An 18,557-nucleotide genomic window follows, 5' to 3' on the forward strand; every position below is an offset into this window, starting at 1 on the left:
CATGGGCGCGAGGACGCGCTGGAGCGCGTCGAGACGGTGTCACGACTCGGTGCGCGGACTCAGTCCATCCGCTGGAGCTGCGCGACCAGGACGGCGAACTCGTCGCGGGGCGGAGTGTCGGGAGGCAGCCAGCGGGAGAAGTCGCGGCGCGGCACCCTCGCACCGGTGAAGGATCCGTCCGCGCGCTCGACCATGAGCCCCTGCGGGGGCAGCGAGACGTTCCCGCCGCGCTCGCCGACGACGATGACGCAGGCACCGATCGGGATCGCGGACGACTTCTCCTCGAGCGTCAGCTGCACGCGGTCTCCCGAGAAGAAGCGGTGGGACGGTCCGAAGCGGATCGCCATGTCATCGATGCCGGCAGGCGTCGAGGCGTACGACTCGATCACCGCCACCTGCATGACTGCCGCCGCGTCATCACGGCCGCGTACGGCCGTGCGCCAGCCGGTGACCTCGTCGAGCACCGCGAGATCGAATGCGTCGACCATGTCGGGCAGCGACGCGAAGGGCGCGTAGTCGAGGATGCCGTCGTAGAGGATCCCCGGGTCGACCGCCGGACTCTGCCGGCCGGCATCGCGCAGCACGTCAGGCGCGCAGCGGGACTCCTGGGTGCCGGCCTGCGACGCAGCCGCCGGGGTCACAGTTAGCACGCTCGGTCGACCGTCTCGATCCGGCTCCTCCGCCACTTGTCCCGTGCATGCACTCGCCAGCGCCGCCACCATGATGACGCCGGCGAGGGCGTGACTGGTTCTCATGCGTCTGAGACGCGCGCGGCCGCCCGCTGGTTCCACTCGTAAGTGAAGCCGTCGACGCGCTCGAGCGCGTGCTGGGCTTCACGCGCCTAGATCAACCCGTCGTGGTCAACCGCTCCTTCAGGAACGCCAGCACCTCGTCGACGCCTCGCTGCTGACGGTGCTCGGTGAGCGTGGAGTGCTTCTTGCCCTCGAACTCGACCGCACGGAAGTTCTCGCCGAGCTCGCGACGCAGTGTCGCGAAGCGTGATCCGGTGGACGGATCGCCGGAGTACTGCAGTCCCAGCACCGGGCAGCCGGCGGCCGCACGCTGCTTGACCCGCTCCAGGTCGTCCGGCGACAGGTTCAGGTCGGCCGCGCGTTTCTTCCCGACCGGGAACGGCGTCGACGGCTGCGCCAGCACCGGCGCGGCGACCGCGTCGTCGACCATCATCGCGAGGGCGAAGCCTCCTGTGAAGCACATGCCGAGCGCCCCGACCCCCGGTCCGCCGAGTTCGCCGTGCAGGTCACGGGCCAGTGCCCGCAGCCAGCCCGCGATCGGCGTGGTGACGCCGGTGGCGAGCTTGGTGAACTCCGAGCTCACGCAGACCTGGGCGAAGGACTTCGCGTACGTCTTCGGTGACGCCGGCGCCCCGGGGTCTCCGAAGAGCTGGGGCATGACCACGGTGAAACCTGCGTCGACGACCGTCTCGCCGAACCCGATCACCTCGGGCGTCATGCCGGGGATCTCGTGGATCACGATCACGCCCGGGCCCGAACCCCGGCGGTAGACGCCGTGGGTCTTCCCGTCGGCGGAGAAGGAGCTCCTGGTCCAGGCGTCGAGGGTCCCGGTCGGTGCCGTCGTCATGCCTCGACCCTCCCCCTCCGCCCGTGGGTGAATCAGCCGCGCGGTTGGACGGTCACGACTTCGACCTTGGCGCTGACGCCGTCGAGGGTGAAGGCGAAGCTCTGGCCGGCGGGATCCATGAACACTCGCGTCAGGCTCAGCCGCGTCGTGCCGCCCGGGGACAGCGTCCGCTCGTCTGTGTCGTCACACCGCTCCGGCACCACCCTCAGACCGACACCGGGCAGCGCCCGAAGAGCGCAGCGCGACACCGTCTGCGGAGCCTCGGAGGTGTTGCGGATCGTGGCCACGATGCGACTGGGTTGACCGCGAACCAGCCCGTCGCGAACCATGATGCGACCGACGAGAGGGCGCGCGGTGCCGTCTTCGTCGAGACCCTCGTTGACGACCCAGTCGATCGCCAGCTCACCACAGGTGCCGGTGGTCCCCAGCTCGTCGGCGATCTGGGTGCCCGCCCCGCCGGTGGCGACCGAGAACCGAGTGATCGTGCCTCGCGCCGCGTCGATCACTCCGCAGTCCTCCGCGGACACCATGAACGTCGGTCCACCGTCAGGACCGAGCCTGAACGGTCCGCCGGGAACCGTCACCGTGTCGCGCACGGGTGGGGTCCCGTCGCTGGCGGGCCCGACCGCGGCGCGCACGCGTACGGGGTCGGTGAGCTGGCAGACGCGGTCCCGGTCGGTGAGCAGCCGCACGACTCGCCCGCGCCGGTTGCCCGGGAGGCTCAGGTCGTCGCCGACACGCAGCTCCAGCTCGCCGACCTGGCACGCACGCAAGTCCCTGCCATCGATGCTGTCGCCTGCGGACGGCGTCGCGTCCGCAGGCTGCGACGGCGGCGCCGGGGCTGCCGGGGAGGTCGTCCGTGTGGACTCGTCGAGGAGCTGCGCACCGACGATCGGGACGGCCGCGGCGAGCGCCACCACGGCACCCACTGCGAACCACCGCCGCGCCGGGCCACGCCGTCCGACAGAGGTGCGGCCGGCTCTCGGGGCAGGTGCGGCGTGGGCGGGCTGCTGGTCGTACGCGTCGCGCAGCCGGGCCACGAAGGCCTGGTCGCCGCGGTCGCCGCGGTCGCCGTCGTCGTGCGGGGTGCCGTTCATCGGGCCTCCTCCTGGTCGTTGCGGAAAGAGGGGTCGAGATCGCGCCGCAGGGCACGGAGCCCGTCGTACGCGGACCGCTTGACGGTGCCCTCACCGCAGCGCATGAGCTCGGCGGTCTCGGCGACCGAGAGGTCCTCGAGGTGGCGCAGCACGACGGCCTGCCGCTGTCGCGGGGGCAGCTTCGCCAGCGCCTGCTGCAGGGCGAGGCGGTCCTCGGGCACGTCGTGCCTCGCGGGCTGCTCGGGCACCTCGCCGGTCCGTTCGCGACGCCACCGTGCCCGCCGCCGCTCGCTGATGTGGGCGTGGGTGAGGGTGCGCCGGGCGTACGCGTAGGGGTCGTCGACGTCGGCGTCGACCTTGGACCAGCGGCTGTAGATCTTCTCCAGCGTCACCTGGAGGAGGTCCTCCGCGTCCTGCCGGTTGCCGCACAGGGCGTACGCCACGTTGAAGAGCCGCTGGTGGCATCCGGCCACGAAGTCGGCTACGACCGCTCGTCCACGGGTCTCCTCCCGGCCCGGCTGCCCTGGGTGTCCAGGATGCTCGAGGTACTCACATCATCAGGGACGCCAGCGACGGAGGAATCGGTTGTGTCCGTCTCGCAGATCGAGATGCCGCGCTCTCGCTCATCGACACCCCCTTGGGCTCAGGGTCACCGCACCCGCGCGGGCTGTCGTCGACGAGGTCACCCGGGTGGGAGAGCTCGAGGACCGCCGCCGCGACACCACCCGTGAGGAGCGCTTCCTCGCTCACGGGCTCACGGGCTCACGGGCTCACCTCGATGATCGTGTACGCACCCGACCTCCGGGATCGCCGCTCGCCGAGCGCATGCCGATTGCACTTCCCAGTGACGCACGGGCTCCCTCACGGGGCCGCTGACCGCCCGCACGTCACTGGGAAGCAGTCTGGTGGGTCAGTCGAGGTCGTAGCCCCCGTCGGGCAGCTGGTAGGTCTCCGGCTTCGAGATGCGACCGTCGCTGGTGAGGGTGAAGAACGAGACGCAGTCGGTGGCGCCGAGGGTCGCCTCGAGCCAGTACGCGTTGTCGTCGTCGTCATCGCCCATCCCGGCCAGCACCCGGGTCTCCGGGTCGAGCGCGGCCGGCCAGGTCTGCGGGCACTGCCCGATCGACCCCTTCGCCCAGATCATGCGCGCGTCCGGCTCGGTCGCCGGCAGGTCTCCCTGCACCAGCCACGCGAGGAACGCGCGGTCGAACCAGAGCCAGTCCACCACCGGGGCGTCCGGACGTACGACGGGCTCGGGCTGGGGCTGGGGCTCGGGCTCGGGCTGGGGTTGCGGCTCGGGCTGGGGTTGCGGCTCGGGCTCAGGCTGCGGCTGCGGCTCGGGCTGCGGCTCGGGGACCGGTGCGGGCGGGGGCGGCTGCGGGGTCGGTGCGGGAGGCTCGGGCGTGGGCTCCGGCGTCGGTTCCGGCGTCGGTTCCGGCGTGGGCTCCGGCGTGGGCTCCGGCGTGGGCTCGGGCGTGGGCTCCGGCGTGGGCTCGGGCTCGGGCTCGCGCACCCCACCGCGCTTCTCCACCACCGGCGGCGTCGGCCGCCCCGACGAGCCGACGAGCTGCAACCGGAAGCACTGTTCCCCGGGACCGTCGAGCGACTCCCAACGTCCGGCCCGCGGGTCGAGGTTCGCGACCAGGCGGGTGAACCTGGTGCGGGCGTCACAGGTCTCCGTCGCCTGCGCCCAGACCAGCACCCGCGCGCCGTCGGCGACGCCTGTCGGCGGGGTCCAGCTCGCGGTGACCGGTTCGCCGTCGCCGCCGGACCAGGTCACGGCGCCGAGGGTGGTGGGGGTCGCCTCGAAGGTGCAGGCGCGCGGGGCCGGGCTGAAGCGGCCCCCGTACGTGCGGGCCACCCGTCGCCCCTCGGCACCCTGCACCCAGCGGCAGGCGTACCGACCCCACGCCAGCAGGTCGCCCCGGCCACCGCGCACGGACATCACCGACGCCGGGCGCGGACGGTGGCCGAGCCCGAGCACGTGGCCGAGCTGGTGGGTGATGATGCGACCCAGGGCCTCGCGGTCGGCCCAGGTCGTGACGTCCCAGCGGGGCAGCGCGACGAACGCGCGCGGCGTACGCCCCACCGTCGACAGCGGCGCGGTGCGCGAGGTCAGACCCATCCTCAGCATCGCCCGCGAGCCGCGTGCCTCCACGAAGCGCACGTCGGCGCCCGAGGAGTTCCACGCGGCGACCGCGGCGCGCACCGACCACGCGTACGCCTCGGGCAGGCCGCTCGTGTACGTCACGCGCCGCGCCCGCCATGGTCGCGCCGACCCCGGCCGGCCGACCATGTCGTCGTCGAGCAGCACGTCGGACAGGGGCGAGGTCTGTCGACCGAGCACGAGGTCGGCCGCGGCCACGATGGCCTCGGGCGAGCTCCCCACCGTCGGGCTGTCGCCGTCAGCGACCACGCCGTCGGCGACGGCGGCCGTCATGACCGTGCCGGCCAGGGTCATGACGAGGGCGGTGAGGAGCACCAGCAGCAGGCGCACGGTCCGGGAGATCACGACGACCGCCCGCCCAACCGGCACCACCGGGGTCCGAGTCGGAAGTCGCCGCCGTAGCGCGCGACGACGTTGTCGCCGACGGCCGGACCGATCCAGCGGCACGCGTACCGCCCGGCGACCGGACGCGGGGTGCAGGACGTCTCCAAGGCTGCCTCCATGAGTCCGCAGGTCAGACCCTCGGAGTGGCGCAGGCCGAGCACGTGCCCGATCTCGTGCGCCACGACCCGGCCGTACACCTGCCTCTGCTGCCACCCGACGAGCGGGACCCGGTCGATGGTGATCCGGTTGGGGGCCGCGAGCTGGCGGCCGACGGTCGCCCGTGCCGCGGCGCCGGCCACGTCCGCGACGACGATGCGCAGGGCCGCGGTGTCGGCCGGGGCCCGCACCAGCCGTACGCCGGTGGCGGTGCGGTTCCAGGCGCGTACGCCGTGCCGCACGCTCCAGCGGTAGCGCGGCGGCACGTCCGCGTGCCAGGTGACGACTCCGCCGGGCCAGGCGCGGCCGTCGGCGAGGTCGGGGCGGCGTACGCCGGAGGAACCGACGACGACCGACGCCACGGCCACCCCGGCGGTCTCGCCGAGACCCTCACCGTTCATCGGCACGACCGGGCCAGGGCCGATCGGCGCCACCCACAGCAGCGCCGCGCTCAGGACGCCCGCGACCCGCGACGCCGTGAGGCGACGACTCGGTCGCGGGCGCGCTACGCGGCGCTGCGGACGGGAGGGAGCTGACACCCTCCGATGACATCCCCGATCCGCGCGAAACGGGCGGGAAGCGGCAAGTCTTTACGTGCCGGGGCCCGTCACCAGATGGCGACCCGCTGGTCCTCCTCCAGCCACAGGCCGTCGCCCGGTCGGGTCTCGAAGATCTGGTGGAACTCCTCGACGTTGCGCACGATGTTGGCGCGGAACTCCGGCGGCGAGTGGGGGTCGACGGTCAGGTACTGCAGGTCGAGCTCGCGGCGCCGCTTGGTGCGCCACACGTGGGCCCAGCTGAGCATGAGGTCGCGGACACCGTCGGTGACCTCCTCAGGCGTCAGGTCGGTGTCCTCGCAGGCGATGCGGTAGGCCTTGATGGCGATCGTGAGTCCACCGAGGTCGCCGATGTTCTCGCCGACGGTCAACGACCCGTTGACCTTCTCGCCGGGCAGGTTGCGGGGCTCGAGACCGTCGTACTGGCTGATCAGGGCCTTCGACTTCTCGCCGAAGCGCTCCTTGTCGGCGGGCGTCCACCAGTCCTCGAGGTTGCCGTCGCCGTCGTACTGCGCGCCCTGGTCGTCGAAGCCGTGACCGATCTCGTGACCGATGACCGCCCCGATGCCGCCGTAGTTCTCCGCGTCGGGCACCTCGGCGTCGAAGAACGGCCGCTGCAGAATGCCGGCGGGGAAGCAGATCTCGTTGGTGCCGGGGTTGTAGTAGGCGTTGACGGTCTGCGGCAGCATGAACCACTCCGCGCGGTCCACCGGCGAGCCGACCTTGCGCAGCTCCCGGTCGGTCGCGAACGCCGACGCGGCGCGAGCGTTCGCGAGCAGGTCGCCGCGGTCGACCTCGAGGGCGGAGTAGTCGCGGAACTCCTCGGGGTAGCCGATCTTCGGCGTGAACTTGTCGAGCTTGTCGAAGGCGCGGGTCTTGGTGTCCTCGCTCATCCAGTCGAGGTCGGTGATCGAGCGCCGGTACGCCTCGAGGAGGTTCGCCACCAGCTCGTCCATCCGCTCCTTCGCCACGGGTGGGAAGTGACGGGCGACGTACCGCTTGCCGACGGCCTCACCGATCGCACCCTCGACGAAGGAGACGCCGCGCTTCCACCGCGCCCGCATCTGCGGGGTGCCCGCGAGCGTCCGACCGTAGAAGTCGAAGTTCGTCTCCACGAACTCCTCGGGCAGGTAGGCGGCCATCGACCGCACCAGGCGGATGCGCAGCCAGTCACGCCAGTCCGCGACGTCGACCTCCTCCAGCGCGCTCGAGAGGTGCTCGAGGTAGGACGGCTGACGCACCACGACCTCACGGAGCGTCTCGTGCTCGCCCGACTGGTAGCCGCGCAGGCCGTCGACGTACGCCGCGAAGTCGAAGGCCGGGCACAGCGCCACCAGCTCGTCGCGGCTGCGCAGGTTGTAGGTCTTCTGGATGTCGCGGGTCTCCGCCCGCTCCCAGTGGCCCGACGCCAGCCGCGTCTCCACCGCGAGGACGGCGGCCGCGCGCTGGGCCGGCGTACGCCCGTCGGAGGCGGACTCGTCGAGCCCGGCGAGGGCGAACATCGAGGTCAGGTACGCCTCGTACTTCTCCCTGGTTTCCGCGAACTTCTCCTCGCGGTAGTAGGACTCGTCGGGCAGCCCGAGGCCGCCCTGGCCGATGTGGAACAGGTAGCGGTCTGAGTCCTTCGCGTCGGTGTTGACGTAGGAGCCGAACAGCCCGCCGGAGCCGACCCGCTCGGCCCGTCCCAGCACGCCCGACAGGGACGCGACGTCCGTCACCTCGTCGGCCCACGTCAGCAGGTCGCGCAGCGGGGTGGTGCCGAGTGCGGCGATGCGATCGGTGTCCATGAAGGAGGCGTACAGGTCGGCGATCTTGCGGTCCTCGTCATCCACGTCATCCGCGCCCCGCCCCTGGTCCACCGCGGCGGTGATGTCGTCGACGAGCTGCTTGACCTGCTGCTCCGCGCGGTCGCTCAGCGTGACGAACGGCCCCCACGACGACCGGTCCTCGGGGATCTCGGCGGTGGCGAGCCAGGACCCGTTGACATGGCCGAAGAGGTCGTCCTGGGGGCGTACGTCGTGGTCGAACCCGTCGCGGGCGTCGTCGAGCATGGAGCTGCGAGAGCTGGTGGAGGTCATGCCCCGAACCTATCCACCCGCGACAGTGCGACCTCGGCGGCTCAGACCTCCAGGATGCTCTTGCCCAACGTCTTCCGCTCGTCCATCTCCACCAGCGCCTCGCCGAACTGCTCGAGCGTGTAGGTCGACCCGATCGGGGGGTCGATGACACCGGACTCCATCATCGGCACGAGGTCGTCCCACTGGCTGCGCATGTAGCCCTCGCGCACCATCGCGTACGCCCCCCACCCGACGCCGCGCACGTCGACGTTGTTGAGGAGCAGCCGGTTGACCTTGACCTGCGGGATGTCACCGCCGGTGAACCCGACCACCAGCAGGCGGCCCTGCGGTGCCAGCGAGCGCAGCGAGTCGGTGAAGAGGTCCCCGCCGACCACGTCGAGCAGCACGTCGACGCCGCGGCCGTCGGTCAGCTCCTTGACCCGGTCACGGAAGCCGTCGATCAGCAGGGCCTCGTCGGCGCCGGCCTCGCGCGCGAAGTCGGCCTTGTCCTGGGTCGAGGTCAGCGCGAGCACCCGGGCGCCCATGCCCTTGGCGACCTGGATCGTCGCGGTGCCGACACCGCCGGAGGCGCCGTTGACCAGCACGGTCTCGCCCTCGGCGAGGCCGGCGCGCTCCTTGAGCGCGAAGTGGGCGGTGAGGTAGTTCATCGGGATCGCCGCACCCTGGGCGAAGCTCATGGCGTCGGGCAGCGGGAACACGTTCTCGACCCCGGTCGCGACGACCTCCGCGGCCGCCCCGTTGCCGAGCACACCCGCGACGCGGTCGCCGGGGCTGAAGCCGGAGCCGTCCGGCGCGGAGCGTACGACGCCGGCGTAGTCCACCCCGAGGGTGAACGGCAGCTCGGGCTTCATCTGGTACTCGCCCTTGGTCAGCAGCAGGTCCGGCCAGCTGACACCGACCGCCTTCGCCTCGACCAGCACCTGCGGACCGAACGGCCCGTCCTCGCCCGGCTCCTCGATGTCGGCGACCTCGAGGGCTCGGGGCCCGTCCAGGCTCGTGACACGTACGGCTCGCATCAGGCGGAGCCCCCCTCGTCCTGCTCGTCGTCGTCCTTCGGACCCTTGGCCAGCGGGTTGTCCTCGCTGGGCACCAGGTCCTCGGGGAGCTGGTCGTCCCCGATCAGGTCGCCGGACTCCTCCGACCCCGCCGAACCCTGCGACTCACTGCTCTGTTCGCTCATGGCGCATCCCTACCCACCGGCGCCCGGGCGTCACCCGGGCGCGACGTGCTCACTCGGAGTCGGACTCGGACGACGGCGCCGCCGAGGGCATCAGCACCGCGTCGATGAGGTACACCGTGGCGTTGGCCGTCTGCACCCCTCCGCAGATCACCGTTGCCTCGCTGTCCGTTCCCTCGTTGACCACCAGGGTGTCGTCGACGCTCGAGACCGTGAGCGGAGCGCCGTTCACGGTCTCCTGCTCGCCCTCGATGTCCGAGGGCGAGGTCCGGCCGGGCAGCACGTGGTAGGTCAGGATGTTGGTCAGGCGCGTGGACTGCCGCGGCTTCGCGAGCTGGTTCACCGTGCGGGGCGGCAGCGCGCTGAAAGCGTCGTCGACCGGCGCGAAGACGGTGAACTCGTCCTGGTTCAAGGTGTCCACCAGGTTGACCTGCGGGTTCAGCTGACCAGACACCGCTGCGGTCAGGGTGGTGAGCAGCACGTTGCTGGCCGCGGCTGCGGCGACGGGCTCGGCGGCCATGCCCTCGAAGGACCCAGGGCCGTCCGGCACGGCCTTGGCGTAGTCGGCGCAGCCGGCCCCGACGAGCTCGGCCGCCGCGTCGGCGCTGCCGGACGCGCTGGGCTCGGCACCGGCCCCGCCCGCGGCGCTGTCGTCGCCGCCGCAGGCGGCGGTCAGTGCCAACGCCGACAGCACGGCGATCGCGGACGTCGTCTTCGTGACGGCGCGCATGGTGGTCTCGCGCATGGTGGTGTCTCCTGGGTCGAACGGTGCGTCCGGGTCAGTCTTGCGGATCGAGCGCACCGCCGTGCCACCCCCTGCGCCGCGTCGTGCGCGGGCTCAGCCGTGCAGCACCTGCGAGGCGATCCAAGCGAGGTCGGCCGCCGCGTCCTCGGGCGAGGAGCTCGGCTGCATCACGTGGCTGAGCACGAGGCGTACGACGGTCTCGACCCCGATGCGGGTCTCCCGCTCGCTCAGCGGCAGCGCGAAGCGCGGCACGTGCGCGGTGACCGCCTCGGTGGCCGCGACCAGCAGCGGCTCGGACTGGGTCGTCAGCAGCGGGAGGAGCTCGTCGGCGTCCTTGCCGTGCGTCGCCGAGAGCGTGTAGCGCAGCAGCGGGTTGTGCGCGGCGGCCCGGAAGACCTGCTCGGCCGTGCGCCGGATCGCGTCGACCAGGTCGTCGCCCTGCCCGAGCTCCGCGTCGACCAGCGCGAGGAAGCTGGCGAGCTCGCGCATCACCAGCGCCTCGGCGAGGTCCTGCTTGCCTCCGACGGTGTTGTAGACGGTCTGCCGGCTGACGCCGACGCGGTCGGCGAGCTTCGCCATCGTCACCGCCCCCCACCCGTGCTCGATGAGGAACTGGGCCGCCTCGTCGAGCAGCCGGTCGTAGACCACCGGGGCGGGCGGCCGGCGCAAGGAGGACATGACGCCCATCGTAGGTCGCACCGACGACAGGCCGACCGCCGTCATCCCTGCAGACGCAGCGGTCATCCCTGCAGACGCAGTGCCTGCACCGGACAGGACTCCACGGCGGCGGCGACCTCCTCGCGCTTGGCCTCCGGCGGGCTCTCCTCGTGAATGATCAGCATGCCGTCGTCGTCCACCTCGAAGACCTCGTGGGCCATCGACTCGCACATGCCCAGTCCCTGGCACACGTCACGATCGACCTCGATCTTCATCGCGCGCCCTCCTTCTGCTGACCGGCCTGCTGCTCCTTGAGCTGCTCGCGCTGCGCGTCGATCGTCTCCGCGGACGCGGCGCGCTCGGCCTCGCTGCGCACGCTCTGACCGACCGGGCGGTGCGTCTCGGGGTCCACGGGGGTGAAGTCGACCTTGTCGCGGACACCGCAGTCCGGGCAGAACCAGTCCTCGGGGATGTCGTTCCACGCCGTGCCGGCGGGGAAGCCCTCGCGCTCCTCCCCGGCAGCGACCTCGTAGACGTACGCGCAGTTGGGGCAGCGGGCGGCGAGCACCTCGATGTCGGCGGCGGACTGCTCGGCCGCACCGGTGAGCTGCTCGGCCTCGGGGCCGAGGTCCCGGCTGCCGGCCGGGACGCTGCCGTCGGTGGCGTGGGTGCCGTACTTCGCGAGGATGCGCTCACGCTTGCTCGGCTGGATGTTGGCGCGGGTGACGTCGCCCTCGAAGTGGTCCAGCACCCGTCGGTCCATCACCCGACGCCACAGCGGCGGGAACAGCGCCAGCAGGATCATGCCGGCGTACCCCGTGGGCAGCACCGGGGACTCCTCGAAGTCCCGCAGCGCCTGGTAGCGGCGCGTGGGGTTCGCGTGGTGGTCGGAGTGGCGCTGCAGGTGGTAGAGCAGCACGTTGGTCGCGATGTTGTTGGAGTTCCAGGAGTGGCTGGGGTCGCAGCGCTCGTAGCGGCGGCGGCCCTCGGGGCCGACCTTCTGCCGCAGCATGCCGTAGTGCTCCATGTAGTTCACGACCTCGAGCAGGCTGAAGCCGACGACCGCCTGCACCAGCAGGAACGGGATCGTGATCCAGCCGAAGGCCGCGATGATGCCGCCCCACAGCACGGCCGTCATCAGCCACGCGTTCAGCACGTCGTTGCCGAGGTGGAAGGGGTGGGTGTCCTTGCGGGCGTACCGCTTCTTCTCGATGCTCCAGGCGCTGGTCAACGAGCCCGACACGGTGCGGGGCCAGAAGGCGTAGAAGGTCTCACCCAGGCGCGAGGAGGCGGGGTCCTCGGGGGTGGCGACGCGTACGTGGTGGCCGCGGTTGTGCTCGATGTAGAAGTGGCCGTACGCGACCTGCGCCAGCGCGATCTTCGCGAGCCAGCGCTCGTGGCTCTCCTTCTTGTGCCCGAGCTCGTGCGCGGTGTTGATGCCGATGCCACCGACGCAGCCGATCGAGACCGCGATGCCGAGCTTGGCGTACCAGGGCAGCGAGTCGTTGAGACCGATCAGCGCGAAGGCGCCGATGAAGCCGACGTATTGGATCGGAAGGTAGGCGTAGGTCACCCAGCGGTAGTACTTGTCGTTCTCGAGCGACTCGATGACGTCGTCGGGCGGGTTCGACCGGTCGAGGCCGACGACGAGGTCGATGGCCGGGACGATGCCGAGGATGACGACGGGGCCGATCCAGAACCAGGCCGTCCAGCCGGTGAGGGCCCACATGCCCACGGCGACGCCGGCCAGGGACGGCACGACGAGGCCGATCAGCCACAGGTAGCGCTTCTTGTCCTTCCAACGCTCATGGGACTCCGCACTGATCGTGGAGTTCGCGATGTCTTCGGCGGGAAGCCGGTCTGCAACGGACACAGGAGTGACCTCTCTCTCGTCCAACGTTGGACATCACGGTAGGCAATGTCCAACTTCTTGACAAGAGATTCGCAGATGTAAATTTACAAACCGAGTGATCCTGTCGCGACACGGCGTCCGGGGCGGCTCATGAGCCTCCTCCACCGGGCACGACACGCAGCACCTTGTCGTTCGACCCGTTGGAGGTCGTCACGAGCAGGGCGCCGTTCTTCGTGGTCTGCACCGAGCGCAGCCGACCGTCCTGCTGCAGCGCGGCCGGGCTCCTGGTCCAGCGCAGTTCGCCGTCGCGGTCGAACTTCATGAAGACCAGCCGGCTGGACTTGAGTCCGGCGACCGCCAGGGTGCCGTTGAGCCGACCCCACCGCTTGCCGCGGACCCAGTCGGCTCCCGAGACCGCCAGCGTCGGCACCCCGGAGCTCCAGCGCGCGCCGATCTGGCGACCCGGCAGCGACCGGTCGGTCATCGGGACGCCCTCGTCGTAGCCCGGGCCGGGGTCCCAGCCGTAGTTGCCGCCCTTGCGCAGCAGGTTGACCTCGTCGTCGCGGTCCGGTCCGTGCTCGGCCGACCACAGGGTGCCGTCGCGGCGCTGCGCCAGGCCCTGGAGGTTGCGGTGCCCATAGGTCCAGACGTAGCGCCGGTTCTCGTTGCGGGCGTTGACCCAGGGGTTCTTCGCGTACGGCTGGCCCGTGCGCGGGTTCAGGCGCAGCGTCTTGCCCCCGAGGGACCGCTTGTCCTGCGGGGTCGAGCTCAGTGCGGCGTCACCGGTGCCGACGAGCATCGAGCCGTCGCGAAGGATCTCCAGGCGACAGCCGCCGTGCCGGCCCGAGCTGGTCGGGAAACCGTCGATGACGACACCGGTCTCACGAGCCCTGGTGTAGTCCTCGTTCATGCGCCAGGCCGTGACGCGGACGTCGGTGCGCGAGCCGTCGGTCCAGCCCCGGCACGTGTAGAAGCGGTCGTTGCGCCCGAAGCGCTTGTCCAGCGCCACCGACATCAGGCCCGTCTCGCCCGAGGCCCACGCGTTGCCCGGTCGACCGACCTCCCGTGCCGTGCCTCCCCGCACCACCATCAGCCGGGTGCTCTCGCGCTCGGTGACCAGCAGCGGCCCACCGGGCAGCACCGCCACGTCCCAGGGCACAGACAGCCCCGAGGCGACCGTGCGTACCCGCAGGTCGGGCACGCCTGCCTCGGGGCCGGTGTCGGTGTCGTCCCCGCACGCGGCGAGGCCGGCGGCCAGCGTCACGAGCGACGCGGCGGCGGCGAGCAGGCGGAAGGGACGGCGTACGCGGGGCTGCTCGGTCACGGTGACCTCCGGGGCGCGGGCGGATCGGCTGCACCCCACTGTAGGAACGCCCCTCCAACAGCCGTGGCTAGCTCGGGTGGCTGCCGGCCGTCGACGGGCTGCGGTGGAAGAGGAACGGCGCGCCACCCCGTGGTGTCATCGGGATGCCGAGGGTGAGGCCGAGGAGGAGCCCGTCGCCGACCGGCCGGAAGTGGTCGCTCACCCCGCGCCACGGCCAGCGGTCGGTGTGGCGGTAGCGGACCACCAGCGCCGGCCGGTCGTCGATCTCGGAGTCCTCGAAGGTGGCCACCAGCTCCATCGAGCGCACCAGGCCGCGGCGTCTGCGCACCAGGTTCGCCCCGTGCAGCTCGTCCGGCCGCTCGACGTGGTCGGCGTGAGGCTCGTGGAACGCCTTGCCCCACCAGCCCTGCATGCCCGTGGCCGCGAAGAAGGCCGGCCGGGGTGCACGCATCCGCCACGGGCCGATGAACTCCGCCCGGTGGTCGCCCAGGAGCAGGGTCAGGTCGCCGGAGGGAGCCTCGCGCCACGCCTGCTGGGCGGCGGGGACGGAGCGGACGTCGAAGTCGGGGGTGGGCACCTCGCCACGGTGCCACGCGGTCGACGGACGCACACGCTCGACGATGTCGAGGTGGTCCGAACGGATCACGCCCACGGCGATCCCGGCAGACCGCTGGAGGTCCATGCCAGCGCGATGACCAGCAACGTCGTCAGGATCAACGCCTGCTGCGTACGGCTGCGCGCCGCGATCACGTCACCGAGCGGCATCCACGCACCGACCACCACCAGGGACAGCGCGCCCGCCGCTGCCAGACCGGGTGCGGTCAGGCCGAGCAGGAGCAGCGCCACGGCGGCGTGCACCGCCAGCTCGACAGGCTGCCGGTCGGCCACGGAGAGCACCAGACCGACCGCGAGGGCGGCGACGAGCGCGGCCACGAGCACGACCGCCGGGGAGTCGAGCAGCGCCGAGACCTGCTCACGGAGCAGACGGACGCCTCCCTCGGTCTCCGCGCGCGACCTCAGCACCGTCACGACCGCGTCGACCGACCCCCGCCGGTCGGCGAGCCAGGCGGCGTACGCGACCGGCGGCGTCGCAGCCAGGGTCAGGGCCCACGCGCCGGAGGCTCGTGCCATCCGGCCGCGTGCGAGTGCAGCGACGGCACCGGTGACGAGCGCGGCGGAGGCGGCGACCCCGACCGGATCCGTCAGAGCCGCCGCGCCGGCGAGGGCCCCGGCGAGCACCGGACGGCCGGCCGACCAGGCGAGCAGGCTGCCGAACGACAGCGCGGCGAGCACGGCGTACGGACCGCTCGTCCACAGCGACGCGCCCACCGGAAGGGCCGCCCAGAGCCACGTGGTCGCGACGGCGGCCCGGTTGCCGTAGGTCGCGCGCACCATCAGGCACAGCACCGCGGCCGCCGCGAACGAGGCCGTCACCGAGACCGCCAGCGACAGCTCCTCGAGGCTCGCCGCCGACGGTTCGGCGCCGGTGAGGACGCCGACGAGACGGACCAGCGCCGGCTGGAGGGGCCACACCGCCGTGTCGGAGAACGCACCGCCGTCCACGGTGCGGACCACCCCGCCGTACCCCTGGGCGGCGACCCTCCCGATCACGCCGTCGTCCGCGCTCAGCAGCGGATCGAGCAACCCCTGCGGGGTGTCGGCGTCGGCCGGACGCAGCCGCAGCACGGCCACCAGCACCAGCATCCGCACCACGAGGAATCCCGTCAGCGCGGGCAGGAGCACGGCCGAGGCGCTCGCGCGGGTGGTCGTGCGGCTCACCTGCTGGTCTTGCGCCGCCAGGCGCTGAAGGACTGGATCGCCCCACCGTGCGGGCGGGACAGCCACGGCCACGGGTGGCGTACGGCGATGTCGAGTCGCGCGGCGCGCGTCCGGAAGCCCGGGACGGGGGCGTACGTCACCGCCAGCGGCCGGTCGGCGAGCACGTCGACGGGATCGCCGAGGTGCACGGTCAGGTCGCGCTCCTCGCCGAGCTCGGCGAGCGTCTCCGCGAGGAAGACCAGTCGCTTCGACGACAACCGCAGCCGCTGCAGCAGGGCGGCGTCGAAGACGAACACGACGGGCAGGTCGGGGTGCGCGGTGAGCGCGGGGTCCTCGTCGCCGAGGGACTCCGCCGTGAGCCACACGACCTGGGGGTCGCCGACGTCCTGGTCGGTCTCGGGCCTCTTGGGGCCGGCGGTGGCGGACGGGTCGGGGTCGGAGCCGAGCCTCGGGTCCTTCTCGACCTTCGGGAAGGTGCCGGAGTCGACGTCGGGCCAGTCCTGGATCGGGCAGTCGTGCTTGAGGGTGCAGGTGTCGCAGAGACCGGGGGCGCGCTTCTCGACCTGCCAGCGGGAGAAGCCGTACGGCGTGCTGCTGCCGGCCCCGACGGCCCACTGCCAGCCGGACCGGTTGGCCGCGCGGGACCCGTCGAGCAGGTGGGTGAAGAAGGCGTCCTCACCGTGGCGCCACCCCCAGCCCTCGCGCACGGTCCAGTGGCTCGCGAGCCACATGCGCGTCTGGTTGACCAGCCACCCGTCGGTCTCGAGCTCACCGACCACGAGGTCGAGGCAGGCCATCTCGCGGCTCCAGGGCGCGGTGCGGGCGGTCGGGTCGTCCATCGCCCCGGGGCGGGGCTCGTACGACGGCGCGGCGTAGCGCAAGGACTCCCTCGTCGCGCGCCCGAGGCGGGCGTACAGGTGGCGCGACCACTCCTGCCACATCAGCTCGTCGCGGAACTTCTTCACGTCCCTGGACGGACCGCCACCGACGTGCTCCCAGACCCGTGGCAGGGTCAGCAGACCGTGGCGGATGTAGGGCGAGAGCGCCGAGGCACCGCGCCGGTCCTCGGGCCACACCTCGTTGCGCTGCCGCGCGTAGCCCGAGACGTCGTACGTCGCGAGCGCCGCGTCGGCGGAGGACTGTCCGCCCCTGAACCGTCCGCTCGCCACGACCCCGTCGGCACCCTCCGCGGTCAGGTCACCGAGGTGCTCGGCGACCCAGGTCTTGGCGCCGTCGGCGTCGTGCGCCGGGGGAAGGGGGAGGTCGGTCTGGCTCACGGCGGCCACGCTAGCCAGGGGGACTGACAAGCGGAGGTAAGAATCGGCCGGTGCCCGACACGTACCGAGTGTGATGACACCCGACGAGACAGCTCGCCTCGGCGACCTGTTCGACGCCCACGCCCCGCGCCTGCTGGGGTACGCCCGTCGCCTCGTGGAACCCGCCGACGCCGAGGACCTGGTGTCCGAGGCGTTCTGCGTGGCAGCGAGGCGGCTCGACGCCGTCCCCGCGGACCCGGACCGGGCCCGGCCCTGGCTCTACGCCGTGGTCAGGAAGCTCGCGGCCAATCACCGTCGCACGGCCGGACGCCACCGCGACCTGTGGCAGCAGCTGCTGCGGGAGACCTGGCAGCCGGGCGGGCACCATGCCGCTCCCGATGCCGCGACCGACGCCGCGATCGCCCGCGAAGCGGCCATCAGCGCACTCGGCGCGCTCCGCGAGGGCGACCGGGAGCTGTTGCTGCTGCTCGCCTGGGACGGTCTCGAGGTCGCCGAGGCGGCGGTCGTGCTCGGGGTGCGTCCCGCGACCCTGCACGTCCGTCTGCACCGTGCCCGGGCCCGCCTGGCGGAGGCGGAGAGGTCGCTCGAGCTCGACCACCCGCCCCCTCGCGTGCAGCCCGCACCCCGCCTCGCGACCCCCTCGATCTCCAGGAGCCACCCATGACCGCCACCCTCGACCACCTCCGCGCGGCCCGGCCCGACCACGAGACCCTCCGCGACCTGTACGCCGACCCCACCGCCGCGCGGGCCGCGACGCTTCGACGGGCCCACCGGTCGACACCGTCCGCGCCTGCTCCCGCCGCGCGACGCACGAGGCGCGCGACGGTCTCCCGGCGACTCACGGCCGTCGCCCTGGTGATCGGTGCCGGTCTCGGGACCCAGACGCTGCTCGCGCCGGCGCAGGCCGACCTCAGTGCTCTCGCCGCACGTGTCGAGCAGCAGCCGGGCGACGTGCTGCGGCCGGGCGAGTGGCTGAGGGTCGACTCCCGGTCGGTGCAGCAGAACGGGCTGCTGGACGGCAACCGGGACCGGTACGCGCGCTCGTACACCCTGTGGACGTCGTGGCAGGGCCGCGTCGTCCTCGACGAGGCACGCCCCGGAGGCGCGCGCGAGGTCTCCGACCTGGGCCTGCCGGAGGCCGGCTACGGCACCCCCACCCCCGCCTTCATCGCCGACCTGCCGGGCTCACCCACGGAGCTCCGCGACCGCCTGGACCGCACCGTCAGCGGCTCGAACAGCCACGACGAGGCCGTCTACGTCGCCCTCACCGACCTGCTGCGCTCGGGTCTGCTCCCTGCAGAGTTGCTCGGCACCGTCCTCACCGTGCTCGACACCGTGCCGGGCACGTCTGCCGAGGAGGTCACCGAGGACGGCCGCGAGCTGGTGCGGCTGACGTACGACCGCTGGGCCCCGGTCCCCTCGGTCTGGCGCGAGCAGGTGCTGCTCGACGCGACCACCGGTCGCGTGGTCGGTGAGCACGAGGGGTGGCCGGGCGGCGGCACCTATGCGAGCGAGGTGCTCGACGAGGCCGTCGTCGACGGCCTGCCCGAGCGCGTCCGCACCGCGCTGGCTCAGCAGCGCGAGGGCTAGACCGACGCCCGTCGCGGTCACGATCGGGTCTCCGTGCGACCGACACAGGTCGTGCGGAGGCCCTGCTCCTGTACGTGACCTGTGACACCCCGTAGGTTCTCCGCTCATGAGCGGTAAG

General features: G+C 72.3%; 19 protein-coding genes. 2 read left to right on the forward strand and 17 right to left on the reverse strand.

The genetic code is table 11. The features are described 5' to 3' along the window. Nucleotides 1-59: 59 nt before the first annotated feature. From KLP28_06440 to KLP28_06520, 17 genes are all read right to left on the reverse strand, one after another. On the reverse strand, nucleotides 60-650 hold the full coding sequence (locus KLP28_06440; GenBank protein QWC86327.1) for a hypothetical protein: 591 nt from the start codon (nucleotides 648-650) through the stop codon (nucleotides 60-62). A 196-nt stretch (nucleotides 651-846) separates the two neighbouring features. Next, a complete protein-coding gene (locus tag KLP28_06445) occupies nucleotides 847-1,599 on the reverse strand; it encodes a dienelactone hydrolase family protein (GenBank protein ID QWC86328.1) in 753 nt (250 codons plus the stop codon). A gap of 32 nt (nucleotides 1,600-1,631) precedes the next feature. Next, nucleotides 1,632-2,696 carry a hypothetical protein gene (locus tag KLP28_06450; GenBank protein ID QWC86329.1) on the reverse strand — a complete coding sequence of 355 codons (1,065 nt, stop codon included), beginning with the start codon at nucleotides 2,694-2,696 and terminating at the stop codon, nucleotides 1,632-1,634. Continuing rightward, complete coding sequence (locus tag KLP28_06455; protein ID QWC86330.1) at nucleotides 2,693-3,169, reverse strand: SigE family RNA polymerase sigma factor; 477 nt, start codon at nucleotides 3,167-3,169, stop codon at nucleotides 2,693-2,695. The genes KLP28_06450 and KLP28_06455 overlap by 4 nt, the downstream gene beginning before the upstream one ends. A gap of 437 nt (nucleotides 3,170-3,606) precedes the next feature. Then, nucleotides 3,607-5,208 (reverse strand): hypothetical protein, encoded by a 1,602-nt coding sequence (locus KLP28_06460; protein ID QWC86331.1) that lies wholly within the window; start codon nucleotides 5,206-5,208, stop codon nucleotides 3,607-3,609. Next, on the reverse strand, nucleotides 5,205-5,804 hold the full coding sequence (locus tag KLP28_06465; GenBank protein ID QWC86332.1) for a hypothetical protein: 600 nt from the start codon (nucleotides 5,802-5,804) through the stop codon (nucleotides 5,205-5,207). Before KLP28_06465 ends, KLP28_06460 begins: the two co-directional genes overlap by 4 nt. A 206-nt stretch (nucleotides 5,805-6,010) precedes the next feature. After that, on the reverse strand, nucleotides 6,011-8,011 hold the full coding sequence (locus KLP28_06470) for a peptidase M13 (protein ID QWC86848.1): 2,001 nt from the start codon (nucleotides 8,009-8,011) through the stop codon (nucleotides 6,011-6,013). A gap of 68 nt (nucleotides 8,012-8,079) precedes the next feature. Continuing rightward, nucleotides 8,080-9,054, reverse strand: a complete 975-nt coding sequence (locus KLP28_06475) for an NADPH:quinone oxidoreductase family protein (protein QWC86333.1) — start codon at nucleotides 9,052-9,054, stop codon at nucleotides 8,080-8,082. Next, the gene (locus KLP28_06480; GenBank protein ID QWC86334.1) at nucleotides 9,054-9,218 is read right to left on the reverse strand and encodes a hypothetical protein; all 165 of its coding nucleotides are present in this window, start codon (nucleotides 9,216-9,218) and stop codon (nucleotides 9,054-9,056) included. The genes KLP28_06475 and KLP28_06480 overlap by 1 nt, the downstream gene beginning before the upstream one ends. Nucleotides 9,219-9,267: 49 nt before the next feature. Then, nucleotides 9,268-9,960, reverse strand: a complete 693-nt coding sequence (locus KLP28_06485) for a fasciclin domain-containing protein (protein ID QWC86335.1) — start codon at nucleotides 9,958-9,960, stop codon at nucleotides 9,268-9,270. 93 nt (nucleotides 9,961-10,053) lie between these two features. Further along, entirely contained in the window at nucleotides 10,054-10,638 is a 585-nt protein-coding gene (locus KLP28_06490) for a TetR family transcriptional regulator (protein QWC86336.1), read from the reverse strand. 62 nt (nucleotides 10,639-10,700) lie between these two features. Beyond that, nucleotides 10,701-10,892 carry a ferredoxin gene (locus tag KLP28_06495; GenBank protein QWC86337.1) on the reverse strand — a complete coding sequence of 64 codons (192 nt, stop codon included), beginning with the start codon at nucleotides 10,890-10,892 and terminating at the stop codon, nucleotides 10,701-10,703. Further along, nucleotides 10,889-12,346, reverse strand: coding sequence for a fatty acid desaturase (locus tag KLP28_06500; protein QWC86849.1), 1,458 nt, complete (start codon nucleotides 12,344-12,346; stop codon nucleotides 10,889-10,891). The genes KLP28_06495 and KLP28_06500 overlap by 4 nt, the downstream gene beginning before the upstream one ends. Before the next feature lie 271 nt (nucleotides 12,347-12,617). Continuing rightward, nucleotides 12,618-13,793: a PQQ-dependent sugar dehydrogenase gene (locus KLP28_06505; protein ID QWC86338.1), complete on the reverse strand. Its 1,176-nt coding sequence runs from the start codon at nucleotides 13,791-13,793 to the stop codon at nucleotides 12,618-12,620. Nucleotides 13,794-13,860: 67 nt separating this feature from the next. Beyond that, entirely contained in the window at nucleotides 13,861-14,475 is a 615-nt protein-coding gene (locus KLP28_06510) for a hypothetical protein (GenBank protein ID QWC86339.1), read from the reverse strand. After that, the gene (locus KLP28_06515; protein ID QWC86340.1) at nucleotides 14,436-15,572 is read right to left on the reverse strand and encodes a hypothetical protein; all 1,137 of its coding nucleotides are present in this window, start codon (nucleotides 15,570-15,572) and stop codon (nucleotides 14,436-14,438) included. Before KLP28_06515 ends, KLP28_06510 begins: the two co-directional genes overlap by 40 nt. Further along, the gene (locus tag KLP28_06520; GenBank protein QWC86341.1) at nucleotides 15,569-16,849 is read right to left on the reverse strand and encodes a deoxyribodipyrimidine photolyase; all 1,281 of its coding nucleotides are present in this window, start codon (nucleotides 16,847-16,849) and stop codon (nucleotides 15,569-15,571) included. Before KLP28_06520 ends, KLP28_06515 begins: the two co-directional genes overlap by 4 nt. Before the next feature lie 73 nt (nucleotides 16,850-16,922). Here KLP28_06520 and KLP28_06525 point away from each other — a divergent pair, with 73 nt between their 5' ends. Beyond that, on the forward strand, nucleotides 16,923-17,513 hold the full coding sequence (locus KLP28_06525; protein QWC86342.1) for an RNA polymerase sigma factor: 591 nt from the start codon (nucleotides 16,923-16,925) through the stop codon (nucleotides 17,511-17,513). Further along, a complete protein-coding gene (locus KLP28_06530) occupies nucleotides 17,510-18,439 on the forward strand; it encodes a hypothetical protein (protein QWC86343.1) in 930 nt (309 codons plus the stop codon). Before KLP28_06525 ends, KLP28_06530 begins: the two co-directional genes overlap by 4 nt. Nucleotides 18,440-18,557 lie beyond the last annotated feature (118 nt).

This window comes from Nocardioidaceae bacterium (assembly GCA_018672315.1).
In the GTDB taxonomy this organism is placed as follows: Bacteria; Actinomycetota; Actinomycetes; order Propionibacteriales; family Nocardioidaceae; genus TYQ2.